Origin of the sequence: Enterobacter sp. Ag1, assembly GCA_000277545.1 — a bacterium.
Taxonomy (GTDB): Bacteria; Pseudomonadota; Gammaproteobacteria; order Enterobacterales; family Enterobacteriaceae; genus Cedecea.
Window position 1 is genome coordinate 200,418 of the sequence record AKXM01000016.1, and the last position, 20,513, is coordinate 220,930.

General features: G+C 55.3%; 25 protein-coding genes. 13 read left to right on the forward strand and 12 right to left on the reverse strand.

Going from position 1 to position 20,513, the window contains the following annotated elements; all coding sequences use genetic code 11:
* The first annotated feature begins 27 nt into the window (after positions 1 to 27).
* Positions 28 to 1,962 (forward strand): protein kinase YeaG, encoded by a 1,935-nt coding sequence (yeaG, locus tag A936_RS08625; RefSeq protein WP_008456669.1) that lies wholly within the window; start codon positions 28 to 30, stop codon positions 1,960 to 1,962.
* 71 nt (positions 1,963 to 2,033) lie between these two features.
* Positions 2,034 to 3,314, forward strand: a complete 1,281-nt coding sequence (locus tag A936_RS08630) for a YeaH/YhbH family protein (RefSeq protein ID WP_008456670.1) — start codon at positions 2,034 to 2,036, stop codon at positions 3,312 to 3,314.
* Positions 3,315 to 3,359: 45 nt separating this feature from the next.
* Here A936_RS08630 and A936_RS08635 read toward each other — a convergent pair whose 3' ends face one another.
* Together A936_RS08635 and A936_RS08640 are read right to left on the reverse strand one after the other, a co-directional pair.
* Complete coding sequence (locus A936_RS08635) at positions 3,360 to 4,088, reverse strand: MerR family transcriptional regulator (RefSeq protein ID WP_008456673.1); 729 nt, start codon at positions 4,086 to 4,088, stop codon at positions 3,360 to 3,362.
* Between the two features lie 129 nt (positions 4,089 to 4,217).
* Positions 4,218 to 5,408, reverse strand: coding sequence for a diguanylate phosphodiesterase (locus tag A936_RS08640; RefSeq protein ID WP_008456677.1), 1,191 nt, complete (start codon positions 5,406 to 5,408; stop codon positions 4,218 to 4,220).
* Between the two features lie 307 nt (positions 5,409 to 5,715).
* On the opposite strand from A936_RS08640, the gene ycgZ reads away from it, so the two are divergent.
* The 3 genes from ycgZ to A936_RS08655 all read left to right on the forward strand — a co-directional run bounded on the left by ycgZ (position 5,716) and on the right by A936_RS08655 (position 6,719).
* Positions 5,716 to 5,964 (forward strand): regulatory protein YcgZ, encoded by a 249-nt coding sequence (gene ycgZ / locus A936_RS08645; RefSeq protein WP_008456679.1) that lies wholly within the window; start codon positions 5,716 to 5,718, stop codon positions 5,962 to 5,964.
* Positions 5,965 to 6,124: 160 nt separating this feature from the next.
* Positions 6,125 to 6,403 carry a hypothetical protein gene (locus tag A936_RS08650; protein WP_008456681.1) on the forward strand — a complete coding sequence of 93 codons (279 nt, stop codon included), beginning with the start codon at positions 6,125 to 6,127 and terminating at the stop codon, positions 6,401 to 6,403.
* Positions 6,404 to 6,440: 37 nt separating this feature from the next.
* Positions 6,441 to 6,719 (forward strand): biofilm development regulator YmgB/AriR family protein, encoded by a 279-nt coding sequence (locus A936_RS08655; RefSeq protein WP_034808453.1) that lies wholly within the window; start codon positions 6,441 to 6,443, stop codon positions 6,717 to 6,719.
* Positions 6,720 to 6,771: 52 nt separating this feature from the next.
* On the opposite strand, the gene A936_RS08660 is transcribed toward A936_RS08655, so the two are convergent.
* Positions 6,772 to 7,197, reverse strand: coding sequence for a GNAT family N-acetyltransferase (locus A936_RS08660; RefSeq protein ID WP_008456684.1), 426 nt, complete (start codon positions 7,195 to 7,197; stop codon positions 6,772 to 6,774).
* A gap of 112 nt (positions 7,198 to 7,309) precedes the next feature.
* On the opposite strand from A936_RS08660, the gene A936_RS08665 reads away from it, so the two are divergent.
* Positions 7,310 to 7,804: a YbaK/prolyl-tRNA synthetase associated domain-containing protein gene (locus tag A936_RS08665; protein WP_008456686.1), complete on the forward strand. Its 495-nt coding sequence runs from the start codon at positions 7,310 to 7,312 to the stop codon at positions 7,802 to 7,804.
* Here A936_RS08665 and yoaI read toward each other — a convergent pair whose 3' ends face one another.
* Positions 7,805 to 7,909 carry a small membrane protein YoaI gene (gene yoaI, locus A936_RS23895; protein WP_284143111.1) on the reverse strand — a complete coding sequence of 35 codons (105 nt, stop codon included), beginning with the start codon at positions 7,907 to 7,909 and terminating at the stop codon, positions 7,805 to 7,807.
* Positions 7,910 to 8,059: 150 nt separating this feature from the next.
* Here yoaI and A936_RS08670 point away from each other — a divergent pair, with 150 nt between their 5' ends.
* Positions 8,060 to 8,506, forward strand: coding sequence for a DUF441 domain-containing protein (locus tag A936_RS08670; RefSeq protein WP_034808455.1), 447 nt, complete (start codon positions 8,060 to 8,062; stop codon positions 8,504 to 8,506).
* On the opposite strand, the gene A936_RS08675 is transcribed toward A936_RS08670, so the two are convergent.
* From A936_RS08675 to A936_RS08690, 4 genes are read right to left on the reverse strand one after another with little or no spacing between them, the layout of a single operon-like run.
* Entirely contained in the window at positions 8,487 to 9,182 is a 696-nt protein-coding gene (locus A936_RS08675) for an amino acid ABC transporter permease (protein WP_008456690.1), read from the reverse strand. The genes A936_RS08670 and A936_RS08675 overlap by 20 nt on opposite strands.
* Positions 9,172 to 9,930: an amino acid ABC transporter permease gene (locus A936_RS08680; protein WP_008456693.1), complete on the reverse strand. Its 759-nt coding sequence runs from the start codon at positions 9,928 to 9,930 to the stop codon at positions 9,172 to 9,174. Before A936_RS08680 ends, A936_RS08675 begins: the two co-directional genes overlap by 11 nt.
* Positions 9,927 to 10,745 (reverse strand): amino acid ABC transporter ATP-binding protein, encoded by an 819-nt coding sequence (locus tag A936_RS08685; protein ID WP_034808370.1) that lies wholly within the window; start codon positions 10,743 to 10,745, stop codon positions 9,927 to 9,929. The genes A936_RS08680 and A936_RS08685 overlap by 4 nt, the downstream gene beginning before the upstream one ends.
* Position 10,746: 1 nt before the next feature.
* Positions 10,747 to 11,604, reverse strand: coding sequence for an ABC transporter substrate-binding protein (locus A936_RS08690; RefSeq protein WP_008456699.1), 858 nt, complete (start codon positions 11,602 to 11,604; stop codon positions 10,747 to 10,749).
* Positions 11,605 to 11,898: 294 nt separating this feature from the next.
* Here A936_RS08690 and A936_RS23900 point away from each other — a divergent pair, with 294 nt between their 5' ends.
* Complete coding sequence (locus A936_RS23900) at positions 11,899 to 13,434, forward strand: methyl-accepting chemotaxis protein (protein ID WP_008456700.1); 1,536 nt, start codon at positions 11,899 to 11,901, stop codon at positions 13,432 to 13,434.
* Here the strand turns inward: A936_RS23900 and A936_RS08700 are convergent.
* Positions 13,424 to 14,224, reverse strand: coding sequence for an AraC family transcriptional regulator (locus A936_RS08700; protein ID WP_008456703.1), 801 nt, complete (start codon positions 14,222 to 14,224; stop codon positions 13,424 to 13,426). The two genes, A936_RS23900 and A936_RS08700, sit on opposite strands and share 11 nt — an antisense overlap.
* A gap of 98 nt (positions 14,225 to 14,322) precedes the next feature.
* Between A936_RS08700 and A936_RS08705 the strand changes: the two genes are divergently transcribed.
* Together A936_RS08705 and A936_RS08710 are read left to right on the forward strand one after the other, a co-directional pair.
* Positions 14,323 to 15,525 carry a CynX/NimT family MFS transporter gene (locus A936_RS08705; protein WP_008456706.1) on the forward strand — a complete coding sequence of 401 codons (1,203 nt, stop codon included), beginning with the start codon at positions 14,323 to 14,325 and terminating at the stop codon, positions 15,523 to 15,525.
* A gap of 22 nt (positions 15,526 to 15,547) precedes the next feature.
* Positions 15,548 to 16,288 carry a class I SAM-dependent methyltransferase gene (locus A936_RS08710; protein ID WP_008456707.1) on the forward strand — a complete coding sequence of 247 codons (741 nt, stop codon included), beginning with the start codon at positions 15,548 to 15,550 and terminating at the stop codon, positions 16,286 to 16,288.
* A gap of 227 nt (positions 16,289 to 16,515) precedes the next feature.
* On the opposite strand, the gene A936_RS08715 is transcribed toward A936_RS08710, so the two are convergent.
* Positions 16,516 to 17,223, reverse strand: a complete 708-nt coding sequence (locus tag A936_RS08715; protein ID WP_008456709.1) for a CTP synthase C-terminal region-related (seleno)protein — start codon at positions 17,221 to 17,223, stop codon at positions 16,516 to 16,518.
* A 162-nt stretch (positions 17,224 to 17,385) separates the two neighbouring features.
* On the opposite strand from A936_RS08715, the gene A936_RS08720 reads away from it, so the two are divergent.
* The gene (locus A936_RS08720; protein WP_008456711.1) at positions 17,386 to 17,889 is read left to right on the forward strand and encodes a 2-thiouracil desulfurase family protein; all 504 of its coding nucleotides are present in this window, start codon (positions 17,386 to 17,388) and stop codon (positions 17,887 to 17,889) included.
* Entirely contained in the window at positions 17,886 to 18,239 is a 354-nt protein-coding gene (locus tag A936_RS08725) for a DUF488 domain-containing protein (RefSeq protein WP_008456714.1), read from the forward strand. The genes A936_RS08720 and A936_RS08725 overlap by 4 nt, the downstream gene beginning before the upstream one ends.
* Here A936_RS08725 and A936_RS08730 read toward each other — a convergent pair.
* Positions 18,233 to 18,538 (reverse strand): hypothetical protein, encoded by a 306-nt coding sequence (locus A936_RS08730; RefSeq protein WP_008456716.1) that lies wholly within the window; start codon positions 18,536 to 18,538, stop codon positions 18,233 to 18,235. The genes A936_RS08725 and A936_RS08730 overlap by 7 nt on opposite strands.
* A gap of 93 nt (positions 18,539 to 18,631) precedes the next feature.
* A complete protein-coding gene (locus A936_RS08735; protein WP_008456717.1) occupies positions 18,632 to 19,510 on the reverse strand; it encodes a LysR family transcriptional regulator in 879 nt (292 codons plus the stop codon).
* Between the two features lie 132 nt (positions 19,511 to 19,642).
* Between A936_RS08735 and A936_RS08740 the strand changes: the two genes are divergently transcribed.
* Entirely contained in the window at positions 19,643 to 20,491 is an 849-nt protein-coding gene (locus tag A936_RS08740) for a Vmh family MBL fold metallo-hydrolase (RefSeq protein WP_008456719.1), read from the forward strand.
* The last annotated feature ends 22 nt before the right edge of the window (positions 20,492 to 20,513 follow it).

The following is a 20,513-nucleotide window of genomic DNA, read 5'->3' on the forward strand; positions in this document are numbered from 1 at the left end:
GTGCTAAAAACGAAAGGACGGCATGCCATGAATATATTCGATCACTATCGCCAGCGTTATGAAGCTGCCAAGGACGAAGAGTTCACACTGCAGGAATTTCTTGCTATCTGTAAACAAGATCGCAGTGCCTACGCGAATGCGGCAGAACGGCTATTGACGGCCATTGGTGAGCCAGTGATGGTAGACACTGCCACAGAGCCACGGCTGTCCCGTCTCTTTTCAAACCGTGTGGTTGCCCGTTACCCGGCGTTTGAAGAGTTTTATGGCATGGAAGAGGCTATCGAACAGATCGTGGCCTACCTGAAACACGCGGCTCAGGGGTTGGAAGAGAAGAAACAAATTCTCTATCTGCTGGGGCCGGTGGGCGGCGGTAAATCTTCCCTGGCCGAGCGCCTGAAAGCCTTGATGCAGCGCGTGCCTATTTACGTGCTGAGCGCCAACGGCGAACGTAGCCCGGTCAACGACCATCCGCTGTGCCTGTTTAACCCGCAGGAAGACGCCTCCATTCTGGAAAAAGAATATGGCATCCCTAACCGCTACCTCGGCACCATCATGTCGCCGTGGGCAGCCAAACGCCTGAGCGAATTTGGCGGCGACATCACCAAATTCCGCGTGGTGAAAGTCTGGCCGTCCATTCTGGCCCAGATTGCGATTGCCAAAACCGAACCCGGCGATGAGAACAACCAGGATATCTCTGCGCTGGTCGGTAAAGTGGATATCCGCAAACTGGAACACCACGCGCAAAACGACCCGGATGCTTACGGCTACTCCGGGGCGCTGTGCCGGGCCAACCAGGGCATCATGGAATTTGTGGAGATGTTTAAAGCGCCCATCAAGGTGCTTCACCCGCTGCTGACCGCCACTCAGGAAGGCAACTACAACGGCACGGAAGGCATCTCTGCCCTGCCGTTCAACGGGATTATTCTTGCGCACTCGAACGAATCCGAGTGGGTCACCTTCCGCAATAACAAAAACAACGAGGCGTTCCTTGACCGCGTGTACATCGTCAAGGTGCCTTACTGCCTGCGCATCTCGGAAGAGATCAAAATCTACGAGAAACTGCTCAACCACAGCGAACTGTCCCACGCGCCTTGCGCCCCGGGCACCCTGGAAACGCTTTCTCGCTTCTCTATCCTGTCGCGCCTGAAAGAGCCGGAAAACTCCAGCATCTACTCGAAAATGCGCGTCTATGACGGGGAAAGTCTGAAAGACACCGATCCGAAAGCCAAGTCCTACCAGGAATATCGGGACTACGCCGGGGTCGATGAAGGCATGAACGGGCTCTCGACGCGCTTCGCCTTTAAAATCCTCTCCCGCGTGTTCAACTTTGACCACGTTGAAGTGGCAGCGAACCCGGTGCACCTGTTCTATGTGCTGGAACAGCAAATCGAACGCGAGCAGTTCCCGCAGGATCAGGCAGAGAAATACCTGGAGTACCTCAAAGGCTACCTGATTCCGAAATATGCGGAATTTATCGGCAAAGAAATCCAGACCGCCTATCTCGAATCTTACTCAGAGTACGGGCAGAACATTTTTGACCGGTATGTCACCTACGCTGATTTCTGGATTCAGGATCAGGAGTACCGCGACCCGGATACCGGCCAGCTGTTTGACCGCGAATCCCTGAACGCGGAGCTGGAGAAAATTGAAAAACCGGCCGGGATCAGCAACCCGAAAGATTTCCGCAATGAAATCGTCAACTTCGTGCTGCGTGCCCGGGCCAATAATAACGGTCGTAACCCAAACTGGACCAGCTACGAGAAGCTGCGCACGGTTATCGAGAAGAAAATGTTCTCGAACACCGAAGAGCTGCTGCCCGTTATCTCGTTCAACGCCAAAACCTCCACCGACGAGCAGAAGAAACACGATGATTTTGTCGATCGGATGATGGAGAAAGGCTACACCCGCAAGCAGGTTCGCCTGCTGTGTGAATGGTATCTGCGGGTCCGTAAGTCTTCTTAAGGGAGTTTCATGCAGGTCACGCCGGGCGGCGTGGCCTGTTTGCGCACCTGGCATAAGCAGTTGGGGGAACTATGGCCTACTTCATAGACAGGCGGCTTAACGGCAAAAACAAGAGCGCGGTCAACCGCCAGCGCTTCTTGCGCCGCTATAAGGCGCAGATCAAACAGTCGATTTCCGGGGCCATCAACAAGCGTTCGGTGACCGACGTGGACAGCGGCGAATCCGTGTCCATCCCCATTGAGGATATCAACGAACCGATGTTTCATCAGGGTCGCGGCGGCCTGCGCCACCGCGTCCATCCCGGCAACGACCACTTTGTACAAAACGACCGCATTGAGCGCCCGCAGGGCGGAGGCGGCGGCGGTGGAAGCAGCCAGGGTCAGGCAAGCCAGGACGGCGAAGGCCAGGATGAATTCGTGTTCCAGATCTCCAAAGATGAATATCTCGACTTACTGTTCGAGGATCTGGCGCTGCCGAACCTGAAACGTAACCAGCACCGGCAGATCACCGAATTTAAATCCCATCGCGCAGGTTTCACCTCTAACGGCGTCCCGGCCAATATCAGCGTTGTTCGCTCGCTGCAAAACTCGCTGGCTCGCCGTACGGCAATGAGCGCGGGTAAACGCCGTTTGCTACACGAACTCGAAGAGACCCTAGACACCGTCAGCCGCAGCGAACCCGCTCAACTGCTGGAAGAGGAACGCCTGCGCAGAGAGATTGCAGAGCTGCGGGAAAAGATTGCCCGCGTGCCGTTTATCGACACCTTCGATCTCCGCTACAAGAACTACGAGAAGCGCCCGGAACCTTCCAGCCAGGCGGTGATGTTCTGCCTGATGGACGTCTCCGGTTCGATGGACCAGGCGACAAAAGACATGGCCAAGCGCTTTTATATCCTGCTCTATCTGTTCCTGAGCCGGACCTATAAAAACGTGGAGGTGGTTTATATTCGCCACCATACCCAGGCGAAGGAGGTGGACGAACACGAGTTCTTCTACTCACAGGAAACCGGTGGGACCATTGTTTCCAGTGCCCTGAAGCTGATGGATGAAGTCGTGCAGGAGCGCTACGATCCGGCGCAGTGGAACATCTACGCCGCGCAGGCCTCGGACGGCGACAACTGGGCAGACGATTCGCCGCTGTGCCATGAGATCCTGGCGAAAAAACTGCTGCCGGTGGTGCGTTACTACAGCTATATCGAAATCACCCGCCGGGCGCACCAGACCCTGTGGCGCGAATACGAAAATCTGCAGGCCACTTTCGAGAACTTCGCGATGCAGCATATCCGCGATCAGGATGATATTTATCCTGTATTCCGGGAGCTGTTCCAGAAGCAAAGCAGCGATGCGTACTGATCGCTGAGACAAAAAAGCCGCGTATCACACGCGGCTTTTTATCGCTTATTGATGGAGTTCAATGTCGTATCCCCACTGTTTCCAGTGAAGCAGCTGTTCCTGCTGGGCTGTCGATAACGTCTTTCCCACCCATAGGAAAATATGTTGCCCGGGGAAAAGCTCCGGACGCAACGTATCCACCGGCTCGGCAAATACGTTCACGGTCAGGCCTCTGCGGGACAGGCGCCACGCCTCCAGCCATAACGCAGCCCGATCGTCCGTCTGCCAGCCAATCAGCAGGATGTCGCCCAAACTTTGGTTCTGCGCCGGCGCCAGGCTCTGGGCACAATGGCAGATCAACGCGCCATCCAGCAGGCTGCGCATCAACAAAGCCGTGGATTCATCCTGGCTAAGTTTTTGCCTTACGGGCAGCAAAAGGTTATCAATCAGTAAGTCTGCACTGTGCTCCCGGCTGAGAGAAGTAATCTTCTCACGCAGCTTTCCAGGATTAACTTTCCTGACCAGAAGCATCATTTCTTCTTGCAGCGTTACCCACAGCTGCTCTTCCGGCACGTGGCTACGCTCCAGCAGGGCTTTCACTTTGCCTACGGAAACGCCTTTGCTCATCCAGTATTTGATTTCTTCGATGCGCTGAATATCCGCATCATCAAACTGGCGATGCCCCCCCTCGCTACGCTGGGGCTTCAGCAAACCGTAGCGGCGCTGCCAGGCTCGCAGGGTGACCGGGTTGATGCCACATCGCTCTGCTACATCACCGATAGTGTAATAGGCCATAGTGTCCCTCCCCGTACACAGATCCCACGCTTTCATTGAAACATTAGTCAATCTGTTCAATGTGTACAATTTTTTTTAGAGTTGTACAAGTGAAACCTGATGCCTTTGAGGCACGACACACGGCAGATATCACAACTCTGCTTTACGCTCCGGCCAGGCAATACGGAAAGCGCCGTGGCCGCAGGGCTTAGCAAACAAACTCCCCTGGAAGTGAGAAATACCGGCCGCCTCGAGCCACATCCACTCTTCCGGTTGCTCAATACCCGTGGCTGAAACCGCAATTTCAAGGGACGCGCAGCATTTGATTATGGCCTGAATAATCGCCTGCTGTGGCCCACTTTTATGAATGCCCCGAATCAGCGACTGGTTAATTTTCAGCCTTTCAGGTTGAAACTGTGCCAGCAGCTGTAGCCCAGCAAAGCCGACGCCAAAATCATCAATCGCAAGCTTGATACCGGCCGATTTAAGCTGCCTGATAGCGTCGGTAAACGCATCCATCTGCGGCATGATTTCGCTTTCGGTAAACTCAATAACCACCTGCTCGGGAACAAGCCCGTTCGCCTCAATATCCGCCAGCAGTTGTTCCACGGCGTCAGGCATCATAACCAGCGTCATCGGCAGCAGATTGATGCATAGCGTTTGCACGCCAATATTAGCGGCGCATGCTGCGGTGAAAGCGGCCTTCGCGTTCAGCAGTTCAGCCAGGTAAACATCGCCCCCTTCCTCCGGCGCTGAATTAGCTTCCGTGGCTAACACCTCTACTGCCGCGACAGTACGAGCCATTGGGTCGACAATCGGTTGAAAAACTATCTTTTTATGCAGCGTTTGTGGACTTGATGCCGAATGAGCCGGCGCATCGAGAATAAATTCCCACGCATCACCCGGAGGGATCTCAAAATAGTTCTCTTTTTCCGTCGATTCGATGAAGGTCCGGAAAAAACTCAAGGCCCGGTCATCGTAAGCCAGTTGATATCGGCTAGTCCCTTTTTCCAGAACGACCTGCAAGACATCGTTTTTATCGTGCTCTCTTAAATCAAAAAGCTCCATGCCCACTCGCCCAAAGCGGCGGGCCGGGGCGTAATCACAGAGCAATTCAACAATGTTGTGATGGCGATCGTCTTTACAAATAGCCTGATAAACCTTCTGCACGCTCTCTTCCGGGCCTTCCAAGAGTTGAAAGAAATGTCTGCCGTTGAATAGCAGGATCCCCGTCACATTAGCGTCAATATTTTTTGCATTTGCCGCGGAAACCATTGCCTCCAAAACCTCAAACGGCGTGCTGGCGTGGATGTGGCTTCGGTAAATAACTGTCGTGAGCATGGCGGGTTCCAGCGAAAGGTTAAGGGAGTAACTTAACAGATCCCCGTCCTGACGTCGCCACATACTCAACAAAGTCTAAACAACTTAACAACATGGAATGTTTTGCTCGCCATTTACCTTTAGTCAAAATGTACAATTTTACGTATCGATAAGTTAAAAAATTTAAATCATAAATTATTGATAAATAAAGATTAGCATTTTTAGTCAAAAAATAGCAGGCAAACTAATACACCTTTGTGTACAGTTTTTATAGCAACTGCATAACTTAGTTAACATCTTGCAACGTGTGAATTTACAGGAGCAACTTATGCGACAGGACACTTTTACACCAGGTCAGAACAGCGTAGAAAATGACATTGCGCGCTATTTTAGCCGCGTTGCGCCGCCGTCTCAGCAGGAAACAATGGGGCAAATTGTGCTCGAAATTCTCAGCGATGGCCGCAATCTGAACAGAAAAGCGATCTGTACCAAATTGCTCTCGCGACTCGATCGCGTTTCTGAACCGGAAGAAGAAAAGCACTATCAGGCCCTGTTGGGCATGCTTTTTACTCGCTAGCGAATAACCAGCCCGGAGTTCACTCAGAGTAATTCGTACGCTCCCTGGTGGGAGAGTCACCTTGAAGTATAAATGCTGAATTTTCCTCATTCTCAGACTCCGGCAAATGACTTCATGCCAGCGGTATTTAACCCCCGGCGAAGAAATCAGGAGTAACGAAGTGAAGAGAAGCGACGATGAACAATTAACGGACGAGATTATCGGCGAAGCAGCGCTGTCGTTACTGAACAGCAACAGCGCAATTAATACCCGCGCTTTAGTTGCCAGGTTAGAAGCGATGTTTATATCGGAGCAAGAAGTACGGCGACGTAACGCGCTGCAGAAAATTATCGCTGAAATCGAGGGGAATATTTCCCAGAGTCTGACAGGAAAGACAGAAAAAAAAGCGCTTTCAGGCGCAGTTAAGACTCAACGGCTTAACGAAAAAAATGTCCACTAGCGGCCCATGGCCAACAACTGAAAAACGGTGAATGACTATGACACAGCTAATTTCTAATCCCTCTGCAATGCATACCGGAATCGTAGACCACGCATTATCCGACTTTATAAGAAGCACAGCAGACCGACACGCAGAGGAAAATGCTGCCATCAGTCAGGCCGTCACCGCCATTCTGGCTGCCAATAAGAGCGTTTCCAATAAAGCGATCATTATCTGGCTGGTTGACGCCCTGGAAACGACTCAAGACGTCGTCATGTGCGACGTTTATCGCAATGCTTTAGAGATTGTTGTGGGCCATACCGTGGACGATATTTAAGGCCTGCGCAAACAATAAAGGCCGGCCAGAACCGGCCTTTATTGTTTCTGAATTACAGCGTTTTCTTCATAAAATATCGGCTGGTGCCTTCGGGTAAACAGTCAATTTTGCCAAATGCCTCCCAGCCATGCTTGCGGTAGAAGTCCGGAGCCTGGAAACTGATGGTATATAAAAAACCAGCCACACAGCCGCGCCTGCGCCCTTCTGTTTCAAACGTCCTCAGGATCTCGCTGCCTAATCCATGCGCTCTTAACTCAGGCGGTAAATAAAACAGATCAATAAACAGTACACCGAGGGACGAACGCCCCAACATCCCACCAACAACTTTCCCACTCTCGGAACTGCGAACCACAACCGCCAGCGGTTGGCGATCGTTTATCCCGCTCATCGCATCGTTAAACTCACCGAGCCCCGCTTCGATGGGCAGCGAATATTCCTCGCTGATTTGATCAGAAATTTCCAGTTTGAAACCCGACATCGCGTTCTCCGGCCAATAGTCAATCGCTGACTTTTCTTTTAAGACTGAAAAGTATTACTGTCTTTATGCACAAACTAAAAATGTAAACGGGAACATAAGTAAAGGATACCTAATGTCAAAAGGCGAAGACGTCCATCAGCAACTTATCGATTTACTCGAGCAACAGCAGGCCCGCTACCGTGTGGTAAAACATGTCGCGGCGGGGAAATGTGAAGAAGTCTCGGCGATCCGCGGCACCGAACTTGGCCAGGGCGCAAAAGCGCTGGTCTGCAAAGTCAAAGGCAACAGCGTCAAGCTGCACGTGCTGGCGATTCTGGCGGCGGACAAACAGGCGGATCTGAGCCTGCTGGCGCAGCATCTGGGCGGCCTGAAAGCGTCGCTGGCAAGCCCGGCGGAAGTAGATGAGTTAACGCGATGTGTGTTTGGCGCTATCCCGCCATTCAGCTTTCACGCACAGCTCCGGCTGGTGGCCGACCCGTCTATTTTCGATCGTTTTTCAGAAATTGCCTTCAATGCAGGGTTGCTGGAAAAGTCAGTGGTGATGGATACGCAGGATTATTTGCGCATTGCGCGCCCGGAGCTGGTCAATTTTCACCGCCCCGAATAGCTACCCGAGGCGTTCGAGATAAAGGACAGACAGCACCAATACCGAAGCGATCCCGAGGAACGCGGCAGTGATGCAAATCGTGTCGAATAACGCTGGATCGCCCATCCTTTTCTCCCGCAAGCCATTGCTCGCTGTCATATCGTTCAATTATTGACCGCAAAAATGACAGAATGATGAACGGCCACAGAATCACTGTCGGCCATTCGCCACAACAATAAAAGTTAAAAACCTCTTATTTGGCAAGGATATATCATGATTTTTGACCCCACACTTTTGATCCTTCTGGCGCTGGCGGGATTAGGTTTTGTCAGCCATAACACCACCGTCGCGGTGTCCATCCTCGTGCTGATTATTGTGCGCGTCACCCCGCTGAACACCTTCTTTCCGTGGATTGAGAAACAGGGCCTGACGGTAGGGATCATTATTCTGACTATCGGCGTGATGGCCCCGATAGCCAGCGGCACCCTGCCCGCCAGCAACCTGATCCACTCTTTCACCCACTGGAAATCGCTGGTGGCGATTGTCGTCGGGATTGCGGTTTCATGGCTCGGCGGGCGCGGCGTGACGCTGATGGGCAGTCAGCCAGGCCTGGTAGGCGGCCTGCTGGTTGGCACCGTCCTTGGCGTCGCCCTGTTCCGTGGCGTGCCGGTTGGGCCGCTGATCGCCGCCGGGCTGGTTTCCCTTATTGTGGGTAAGCAGTAGCCACCTGCCGCTGCCAGCGGTGAATGCGCCAGGCCAGCGCGCTGCACAGCAGGTAATAAACCAGACCGGTAAAGATAAAAATGGCCGCCGGGTAAATTTGTACCCGGCTGTTGACCTGCCCGGCCACGGTTGTCAGCTCCGGTACGTTGACGATAAACGCCAGCGACGTGTCTTTGATGAGCGAGATAAACAGCCCGGCAAACGACGGTAAAGCGTTGCACAGCGCCTGAGGCAACAGCACTAACCTCAGCGTTTGCCATGGCGTAAACCCGCCGGCAACCGCCGCCTCATTTTGCCCCTTCGCCAGCGCATTCAGCGCCGCCAGCGTGGTGTACATCACCGCCGCAGACGTAAACCAGGCCAGCGCCAGCGTGACGGTTAACGGCCCCGGTAAATCACGCCCGGTAATGGCGGGCAGCAGGAAATAGAGCCAGAAGATAACAAAAATCAGCGGAATGCCGCGGATCAAATCGGCCCAAATGAAAAGTACCCGCCGCACAATACCGCCGTAGCGCCAGGCGACACAGGCCAGCAATAACCCCAGCCCCAGGGCAAGCACGCCAGCGCCCACGGCCATCATCAGCGTTAGCAACACGCCACCCGGCTCGCCCTGAGCCATTCTTCCCCACAGCAAATAATCGAGGTTGTCCGTAATAACCGAAATGTTAGCGATCATGCTGTACCCCCGGTTTACGTAACCCGCGTTTCCCCGGCGCAAAGAGTGTAAATAGCCCGCTCATCGCCAGTCCCAGCAGCAGATAAAGCACCGTGCCTGCGGCAAAAGCGCCCAACGCATGGGCGTTGTAGCTTTCGATACGGCGCACCTGGCTGGTGAGCTCGGCAAAGCCGATGCCCGTGGCCAGCGAGGAGAGCTTCATCAGGTTGAGATATTGCCCGACCACCGGCTGCCAGGCGTTAACCACGCCCTGGGGCAGCAGCACGGTGCGAAAAAGCTGCCACTCAGAGAAGCCCTGAGAAAGTGCAGCTTCGGTTTGCCCCTTCGGCACCGCCTGCAACCCGCTACGGATCTCCTCCACCAAAAATGCCGAGGTGAAAACCCCTAGCCCCCACGCCGCGCAGAGAAACTCCGGCGTCAGCCACCAGACGCCGCCGGGCAGCTGAGACCAGCTGTGATCGTCATTAATAAAGCCGCGCCAGCTCTGCGGCAGCGCGTTCCACGCCGCGAAATACCAGAAAAGCAGCTGTACCAGCAAAGGCGTATTGCGAAAAATGGAGATCCAGCTTGCCGTGAAATAGCGTCCCGCCCGGCCACCGGCGAGCCGAAGCCCCAGCAACAACACGGCAAACAACGTCGCAATGATTATCCCGGCGAACGTCACCCACGCGGTGGTCAGCAAACCGGAGATCAGCCAGGCTCGCGGTGCTCCACTTAACACCCCTGCCCAGTCAAAGTAGCTGTTCATGATTCGGCCCCGGCATGTAGCGGGTCGAGTACCTTTTGCAGGAAACGACGGGCGCGGGGATGCTGCGGCGAGCGGAAAAACTGCGCCGGGGCCGCCTGCTCGAGAATGGCTCCGCCGTCAATGAACACCACTCGGTCGGCGATTTCACGCGCGAACTGCATCTCATGCGTGACCACAATCATGGTAATGCCGCTGTGGGCGAGATCCTTCATCACCTGCAGAACTTCGCCGATCATCTCCGGGTCGAGGGCCGAAGTCGGTTCGTCAAACAGGATAATTTGCGGCGATGACGCCAGCGCCCTGGCAATCGCCACGCGCTGCTGCTGCCCGCCTGAAAGCTGCGCCGGATAGTGCTGCGCTTTGTCTGCGAGGCCGACTCGGGCCAACAGCGCCAGAGCCTGCTGATGCGCCGCCTCACGCTTCCAGCCGTGAACGTGGGTTAGCGACAGCGTAATGTTCTGTTCAGCCGTCAGGTGGGCGTAAAGGTTAAACTGCTGAAACACAAACCCGATTCGGCTTCGCAGGCGGCGCAGCGTCCTGTTATTCAGCGCTCGGGTGGATTTGCCATCGATAAAAATATCGCCATCGCTGAGGGTTTCGAGCTGGTTGATGAGCCGTATCAGCGTCGATTTCCCCGAACCGGACGGGCCGCAAATCGCCACTACTTCTCCGGCCGCGATAGTCAGGTCTATCTCGCGCAAGACGGATGTTTCACCATAATTTTTACTCACTTTGCGAAATTCAACGCTGGCGGACTGCAGATGCAAAAAATCCGCAGCCGAAGCTGCGGACAAAAGAGGCGGTCGTTTAAACATATTATTTGGCTACAATTTTAAAGCTGCGCGGCTGCGGGGTTTTGCTGTCGGGGCCAAACCAGGCGCTGTAGATTTGCTCTGCCTGGCCACTTTGTTCCAGCTTCACCAGCTCGTCGTTAACCGCTTTTAAAAGGGCAGGTTCCCCTTTCTTCACGCCAACGCCAATCTCTTCCTTGCTCAGCAAGTCCGGCAGAATTTTAAACTTCGCCTTATCCGGCGCTTCGGCCAGCAGCCCGGCAAGAATAGTGCTGTCCTGAGTGATCGCCTGGACGTTACCGTTGCGCAGCGCGGTAAAAGCCAGCGGGATATCATCATAAGAAAGCACTCGAATTGACGGGAAACGCTGCACCAGCGCCTGTTCTCCGGTGGTACCTTTCACCGCACCCACGCGCCCTTTCGCGTAATCCTCAAGCTTATCCGGCCCGGAAGCCGGGACCAGGAACTGCTGCCCGGTCACAAAATAAGGGGTAGAGAAATCCACTACCTGGGCGCGTTCCGGCGTAATGGTGATATCCGCCACGATAAGGTCGACCTTACCGGACTGCAGGAGCGGAATACGGTTCGCCGGGTTGGTGGCCACCAGCTCAAGCTTAACGCCTAAGGATTTAGCCAGTGCTTTCGCGAAATCAACGTCATAGCCCACGATATCGTGCGTTTTAGCATCTACAGAGCCAAAAGGTGGATTTGCGTCAAAAGTGGCCACTTTAACCACCCCCGCTTTTTGAATATCCGCCAGCTGGTCTGCGTGAACCGCGGCGGAGGCCAGGCCGGACAGGGCCAGAACCAAAGCAGAGAGCGTTAATTTACGTTGCGCTGTTGTGTGTGAAGTTATGTGCGTTGAAGCCTTTACCTGTGCCATTGATTTTCCTTGTTATCCCGTCTGTGAGCGAGCTATGCCTTTACGCTCGCACAAGCGCCTTTCCCTCGCCAATGCTTAATCCTGCATTGCATATGCAGAAAACATATTAGTTAATCCTGAGTTAAATCTTTTACTTATAGATTTAACAAATAATTGAATTAAGTGATTATTTTAAAAATAAAAAATTGGCGATTTATGGCATAAATTTGTGACTCACCCGCTAGTTTTCAGATCTGGTGAAAAAGTTTCCCTTCTCCTGGGCCGATAAACTTTTCAAATAATAGGAGAGGCAAAATGAAATCACTGGCTCACAATTTGTTGTTATTAATTTGCTGTTCGATTTTGATGTCCGCCCTGGTTACCGCCATTTCACTCTACGGCAGCCACCGAAGCGCCCAAAGCACCGAAAGCGGCCTGCTGGCAAAGGATTTGATGTCTGACATCAAGCCCGCACCGATTTACCTGATTGAACTGCGGCTGGTGCTTTCGCGCGTGGTGGAAGGCACGCTGAGCGTCGATCAGGCCGATGCCGAAATTAAGCGCCTCAGCGCGCAATGGCACCAGCGCGTTGATTACTGGAAGGCCGCCCTGCCACCTGAGCTGCAGCAGAATCTGCTCGGGGAACAATACCAGGCCGGGATGGCAATGATCAAAGATGCCAATGACCTGGTGGAGCTTATTCGTTCGGGCGCCCCGACGCCGCTGTTTGAAAAGCTGAAAGCGGCCGATAAAGACTTTTTCGCCCATCAGAAAGGCATTGAATCCTTCGTTAAAGCCTCCGCCGAGTATGCCGATAAAGCGGTAGAAAAAGCCCAACACAGCAGCGTTAACTCCACACAATGGCAGTTGATTGGTTCCGGTGCCGCCGTGTTGCTGCTGCTGGTTGTTGGCTGGTGGGTTCACCGCACGATTTTCCGCTCACTGGGTGGCGAGCCAAGTGAAGTGGCCGAGATTGCCAACGCCGTGGCCTGCGGAGATCTCACCCGAGAAGTGAAAGTGCGCGACGGCGACAGAAGCAGCGTCATGGCCGCGATGGCAACCATGTGCCAGCAGCTCACCATGGTCATCCATCTGGTGCACGAAAGCAGCAACCAGATATCCACCCGCTCCAGCGAGATTGCCAGCGGCAATATTGACCTGGCTTCTCGCACCGAAGAACAGGCCAGCGCGCTGGAGCAAACGGCGTCGTCGATGGAAGAGATGACCGCCACGGTGAAGCAAAACGCAGAGAATGCCCAAAGCGCCAGCCAGTTGGCCAATACCGCCTCGAGAAGCGCGGAACAGGGCGGCGCGGTAGTGGCCCAGGTCGTGGAAACCATGGACGGCATTTCAAGCTCCGCCAACAAAATCACCGATATCATCGGCGTTATCGACAGCATCGCCTTCCAGACCAACATCCTGGCGCTGAACGCGGCGGTAGAAGCCGCCAGAGCCGGTGACCAGGGGCGCGGTTTTGCTGTTGTTGCCGGCGAAGTGCGCAGCCTGGCCCAGCGCAGCGCCAGTGCGGCCAAAGAAATTAAAGAGTTAATTGAAGACTCGGTGAATCAGGTCGCCAGTGGCAGCAGACTGGTAAACGAAGCGGGCAAGACCATCAACACCGTGGTGCAGGACGTGAAGCGCGTCGCTGCGCTGATGGTGGAGATTACCCACGCCAGCGATGAGCAAAGCAGCGGCATTGAGCAGGTCAGCACGGCCATCAGCCAGATGGATGTCACCACCCAGCAAAACGCGGCGATGGTGAATCAGGCCTCCGAGACGGCCGAATCGCTGCTGGCGCAGACCTATGAGCTGAATACCGCCGTGTCCCAGTTTAAGCTGGCTAGTCTGTAAAATCGTCCCCGCCCAGGGTGCTTAAATAACGCCCTGGCGTGGTGCCGAGCGCCTTTTTAAACATGGTAATAAACGCCGTGGTGGAGTCGTACCCCAGAGACTCCGCCACGTTTTGCACGGTCATCCCGCTTATCAAATACCGCAGCGCCACGATGAGCTGCATCTGCTGCCGCCAGCGCAGAAAACTCAGCCCCGTTTCTTTCCCCACCAGCCGGGCAAGATTACGCTCGCTCATCGCCATGTCGTCCGCCCACTGGGCCAGCGTTTTCTTCTCCTTCAGGTTTTTCGCCATGCTGTCCGCCATCGCACGTATTTTGGGGTGTGAGGAGATCGGTAGCTGGAGCTGTTCCACCGGCTGATTAGGCAGCTCATCAAACAGCACCTGCACCAGCCGTTGAATGGGCGCACACTCGAGATGTTCATGGGGAACGTTGGACAGGCGCAGGATCAGTTCCCGCACCAGCGGCGAGATCTTCAGCGTGCAGCATTCCTGCGGCATGGCGACCGCCTCCGGTTCAATAAACAAAAAGCAGAGCCGCGCGTCCGCCGTCACCCGGTTGCTGTGTGGCATTTTCCCCGGCACCCAAACCGCATACTGCGGCGGCACCATCCACATCGAGTTGGTGACTTCGCTGGTGATACCGCCGTGGAGCGCCAGGATCAGCTGTCCTTTTCGATGGGTGTGGATGGGCTTTTCGTTATAGGTTTGCGCGGCGCGAATGCGAAACGCCAGCGCGGGCGTCACAATGCTGTCCGGGTCAAACCCTTCGAGATCCAGGTCACGTTCCATAGCATGTCCGAATTTAGCGATAATCTGTCATTTTAGCTTGATTCGTAAAAAGGCAGAAGCGTGTATCTTTGCTTTACCGTTTTTCAGGACACAGACACATGACTTCCACGACTTCAGCGAGCAAAAAGAGCCGCGCTCTGCTTCTGCTCGGCATTCTGATGATTGCCACCACCCTGCGCGTCACCTTTACCGGCGCGGCACCGCTGCTGGATATGGTGCGCGATGCACTTGCACTGTCCACCGCGCAGATCGGGATTTTAACCACCCTGCCCCTGCTGGCCTTTGCGGTTGTTTCCCCGCTTGCCGCCGGGATCGCCCGCCGCTTTGGTACCGAGCGCAGCCTGTTTGGTGCGTTGCTGATCATCTGCGCCGGGATTGCTTTGCGCTCCGCCGGCCACGCCGCGCTGCTGTATATCGGCACGGCTATCATCGGCTGCGGGATCGCCATGGGCAACGTGCTGCTGCCCAGCCTGCTTAAGCGCGACTTCCCCGGCCAGGTCGCCAAACTCACCGGTGCTTACTCGCTCACGATGGGCGTGGCCGCCGCGCTGGGCTCGGTGATGGTGGTGCCGATTGCTCTGCACGGCTTCGGCTGGTCCGGCGCCATGCTGTCGCTGATGATCTTCCCGCTGCTGGCGCTGATTGTCTGGCTGCCGCAGCTTGGCAGCAGCACGGTGATGAACCTGTCCGGCAACCCGGCGCTGCACAGCCGCGGCATCTGGTCTTCACCGCTGGCCTGGCAGGTCACCCTGTATCTGGGGATTAACTCGCTGGTCTATTACGTGATTATCGGCTGGCTGCCTTCCATTCTGATCAGCCACGGCTACAACGAAGCCGAGGCCGGGTCGATACACGGTATTTTGCAGCTCGCCACCGCCATTCCGGGATTGTTTGTCGGCCTGATCCTGAGCCGCCTGAAAGACCAGCGCGGAATTGCCGCTCTGATGGCGCTGCTGTGGTGTCTGGCGACGCTCGGCCTTTGGCTGCTGCCGGCCTTCTCCATCTTCTGGGTGTCGCTCGGCGGCTTTGGCTCCGGCGCGGCGATGATTCTGGGGCTCTCTTTCATTGGGATGCGCACCGGTTCCGCACATCAGGCGGCGGCGCTGTCCGGCATGGCTCAGTGCGTAGGCTATCTTCTGGCCGCCTTCGGCCCGCCGGTGATGGGGAAGATTCATGACATTACCGGCAGCTGGGCGATCCCTTTATTAGGTTGCGCGCTACTTTCGGTCGTCATGGGCGTCTTTGGGGCTTATGCTGGACGCCAGAAAGAGATTGGCGCGGCGGAGAAAGCCGCGGCCTGAACAGACCCCCAAGGAGGATCGAATGGCATCATCGGCACCGCAGAACATTTTCGACGACCCGGTATTTTTTGAAAATTACCGTCAGTTACGGGAGCAGGACTCTGGCCTTAACGGGCTGCTGGAGATCCCCGAGCTTTACTCCCTGCTGCCCGCGCTGGATGGCCTGAAGATCCTCGACCTGGGCTGCGGCTTTGGCGACTTTGCCCGCTTCGCCCGCGCCCACGGGGCGGCAAGCGTGACGGGTTTTGATATCTCGGAAAAGATGCTCGCCCAGGCGCGAGCCGCAACCCAGGACACAAACATCAGCTACCACAATTTACCGCTGGAGCAATTCTCGCCGGAGGGTGAAACCTGGGATCTGGCGATTTCGTCGCTGGCGCTGCACTACCTCGAAGATTTCGCCCGCCTGAGCAACGCTATCTTTGCTGCGTTAAAACCCGGCGGGCAGTTTATCTTCTCCGTCGAACACCCGATGTGCACCGCCTTCCCGGTAGGCTGGCAACCCTATAAAGAAGAGGTTATCTGGCCGGTGAACCACTATCACCAGCAAGGCTTACGCCACACCAGCTGGTTCGTGGAGGATGTGCAAAAGTACCACCGCACCACGGAAACCTATGTCAATACCCTGCTCGACAGCGGCTTCGCCCTCACCCGAATGCTGGAAACCAAACCGACGGCAGAAACCCTGGCACAGCATCCACGTCTGGCAAAAGAGATGCGCCGTCCGGCCTTTTTGATTCTTCGGGCGACTAAGCCTCGGTAAAGATAAGGTCTATGATGCGATTTACGTTGGAACCCAGGCCTCACTTTTTGTCCGGCACTGACTTCAACCGCATGTCGCTTCTGTTTTCTTACCCTCACCCTTTCCCTGAAAGGGAGAGGGAATAGATAAAGTTCTCTGAAATCACTTTCCCCGACATATGTTTTCTCCCTCTCCCTTTGGGAGAGGGTCGGGGTGAGGGCTGTTACCCGCGCCCCTAAACCCCGAATTTATCTCTCAGCGGCGGCCAGGAACGCCTCAACCAAAGGGGATGGTCTGCCTTTCAGCGCATTACGTTCGTGCTGGAACAGCGTTGCCACAAAGAACGGATGCCCCTGAAGTTCAACCGCACGAATCTCGCCCTGCTTATCCCAGCCGGTCGGCTTCAGGGGTTCACCGGCAAGCGCGGTGGCAAACAGCTCCGCAATGCCGTAGTTGCAGTGGTAGCCCTCTTCAATTTCCGTCTTGCCATAGGCTCGCCCGGCGATGGAGTCTGCCAGCAGCGAGATGCTGTCTGAAACCTCCACCAGCGAGCAGCTCAGGCGGCCAATCACCAGTCGCCCTTCGCTCGCGGTTTCCGCATGGCCTGCATCTTCCCAGCCGAGCACGTTACGCGCATACTCCACCACCGCATACTGGAACCCGGCGCAGGTACCGAGGAAAGGCACGCCGTTTTCTCGCGCAAAGCGAACGGCAAGGTAAGCGGCATCTTCATTCAGATAAGGGCTGGAAGGTACGCACCAGATGGCGTCATAGCCCACCAGATCTTCAGGGCTGGTCACTTCCAGCGAGGAGACCCAGTCATAATCCGCGCTGACGCCAAGCGCGGCGGCCGCATTATCTAACGCCTGAGGAATGGCCTGGTGTGCAATCACCGCCGGGTTATAATCGCCGACAAGCGCAATACGTAAAGTGGATTTCAACTGTGTGTCTGACATGCTTTGGTTGGCCTTATGTTTGAGGGAAGAGAACAACATAAGGAATGATAGAGTAGGCGTTTTGCTTTGCACTGGCAACCGCAAAAATTGGCAGTCTTTCACCGCTTCCCACCCGGACAAACAATGTAGTAACGTGTCGGGTTCACTTCATCGAAGAAAAAAATGAAAGCAAAAATACTGGTTAGCGCCTGTCTGATGGGGTTTCAGGTCCGCTATGATGGTCGCGAAAAATCACAAACTGGCGCAGCCCTCGCCCGACTGCAGGCTGAAGGCCGCCTGGTTATCCACTGTCCTGAACTCGCCGCCGGGCTGCCAACACCTCGCCTCCCCGCAGAGCTTAGTGGAGGCAGCGGTGAAGCCGCTTTACTCGGACATGCCGCCATTCTGGAAAGCGACGGCGCAGACGTCACCGAACCTTATCTTCTTGCCGCCTGGCTCGCGCTTCAAACCGCCCGGGAGAATAACTGCCTGTTTGCTATTCTTACTGACGGCAGCCCGACCTGCGGCAGTCAGAAGATTTACGATGGCCACTTTGCAGGCAAAACAATCCCGGGTCAGGGCGTCGCGGCAGCACTGTTGCGCCAGCACGGCATCGAAGTCTTTGCGGACCATCAGGTCCCACTCTTGCTGAGCAGGCTTGAGACCGTCGATAAGGAGAGAGCATGATCCGCTGTAAACGCGTCTATGAAGACCCGGCTGAAGATGATGGCTACCGCGTGCTGGTGGACAGACTGTGGCCGAGAGGAATGAAAAAAAGCGACCTGCACTACGATGAATGGCCGAAGGAACTGGCGCCCTCGAACGAGCTACGCCAAGCCTTTCACAGCGAAACTATCGACTTTGCCGCATTCAGCAAGCTCTACAGGCAAGAGCTTAGGCAACATCAGGACGCAGCCCAGGCGCTTGCCCGACGCGGCGAACACGGCACGCTGACATTGCTGTATGGCGCAAAAAATACCGACCAGAACCATGCGCTGGTGCTGGCCGACTTTTTACGTCACTGCCGGGATCAATAGCTGAGATGGAGCTCGTCTTCCTGTGGGGAAAAATCTTTGTCCAACGGCATTAAATGCTCGGCACGCACGAAGGCGTAGCCCTGGCGGCCATCAAAGGCGATAACCTCGCCGGTCACCAGCCAAAGCGGATAGTTTGCCTCCGGCGGAAGCTGCGTTACCACACCTGTCACCGGATTAACAAAGCGCTCCCCCGGCTGACACAGCCCGAACAGTTCTACCGCTTTACCAATATTCACCCGCCCGGCGGCGGTACGAGCGCCGATGATCATCGCCAGGCTGCCCGGTTTTAATTGAAACATTGCTGCTCCCCTCACTTTTTCGCCGCGAGATCAGAACATTCCTGGCGCAAAAAGTAAACGGCATGGCCACCCGTAACTAAGGTTTTTCTTAAATTATTTTGCGAGCCTGTCCGACAGCGCCGCCAGGAACAGCCTCAACGCGGCGGGCAGGTAGCTTCGGCTCCGATAGATACCGTAGATCCCCATCGATCGCGGCGGATAAGCTTCAAGCACTTTGACCAGCTCCCCGCTCTCGAACCGCGGCTTAGCATCCTGAACCGGCAGCATCGCAATCCCCACGCCGTCCGCGACCGCGTCCATCAGCACCACGGAGTCATTGGCACTGAAGTTGCCGCTTACCTCCACGTTCAGCGGCTCACCGTTTTCATCCACCATTTGCCAGATGTTGCGCAGGAAATAGCTATATTGCAGGCAATTGTGGTGCGCGAGATCGCCCGGCGTGCGCGGCATCCCCCTTTGCTCAATGTAGGACGGCGAGGCATAAAGCCGGGAGTCACATTCCCCCAGGCGGCGGGCGATAATATTGGGATCGAGATCGTTGGTGATGCGAATAGCCAGATCGATACGTTCCTCAATCATATTCACCGCCTGGCTGCTGACGTGCAGCTCGACCCTCACGTCCGGGTAGTCGCGCAGGAAGTCAGACAAGAAAGGCACAATGTAATACCGGGCGCCAAACTGGGAACAGGCCACCCGCAGAGTCCCCGAAGGCAAATCCTGCTGCTTCTGCGCCGCAATACTTTCCGCTACCTCGTTGAGCGCCCGGGTTTGCTGCAGCACCCGCTCACCGGTCGGCGTTAGCGTCAGTTTGCGGGAGGATCGATGCAACAGCCGCTCTCCCGCCCAGTGCTCCATTTGCTCCAGATAGCGGCTCACCATCGGCCGGGACATATTTAACGCCCGCGCCGCGGCGCTCAGGCTGCCCAGTTCACAAATGCGGGTATAGACTTTTGCAGCAATGATTCTGTCCATTCTTTCGCCCATCTGTTCGATTTATGAAACTTATCTTACCTGAATAAGGCCATTACGATTCACAAAATGCAATTTACACTGTTTCTCATTCCCAAACGGGCCCATTGATTCAGTTAATCAGGATAGAAAAAGATGAAGACACAGACCCTGGCCGCGGCCACCCTTTTGTTCTCCACGGCAAGCTTTGCCGCCCCGCTGACGCTGGACGTCTACAACCCGCAGGACAAAGGCGTCTTCCCGGTCACCTCTACGCTGATCAGCGGCCCAACGGAAGCCACGTTGGTCGATGCCCAGTTCAGCGTTAAAGACGGCGAGGCGCTGGTGAAAATGATTCAACACAGCGGCAAAAAGCTGACCCGCGTGCTTATCACCGCCGGTGACCCGGATTATTACTTTGGCCTGGAGCCCATTGTTAAAGCGTACCCGCAGGTAAAAATTGAAGCCACGCCGCTGGTCGTCGACCATATCAACCAAACCAAAGCAGAGAAGCTCAAATACTGGGGCCCAATCCTGAAAGATGGCGCGCCAAAAGAAGTCTTCGTGCCGCAGGTGACGCACGAGACAACCTTCACCGTCGACGGTGAAAAAATTGAGCTGCGCCAGCCCGCTTCTCACGCTGCATATCTGTGGATCCCGGCCAACAAAACGATTCTTGGCGGCGTAGGTGTCAGCTCCGGTATTCACGTCTGGACCGCCGATTCCCAGACAAAAGCTGCCCGTCAGGAATGGCGCGATGTGCTGGATGAAATGGCGGCCCTGAAGCCAAAACGCGTGATCCCGGGCCACTACATTGGTGAAGTCAAACCAGGCGCGGCCCCGGTGGTCTTTACCGGCGACTATTTAGCCGACTTTGAGCTGGCGCTGAAGAAAGGCAAAAGCGCCCCGGTCATCGCTGAGATGAAGCAAAAATATCCGGGCCTGGCCGATGAAAGCTCGCTGGAGATGAGCGCCAAAGTGAATACCGGCGAAATGAAGTGGTGATTCGCTAAACGTAAAAAGGGAG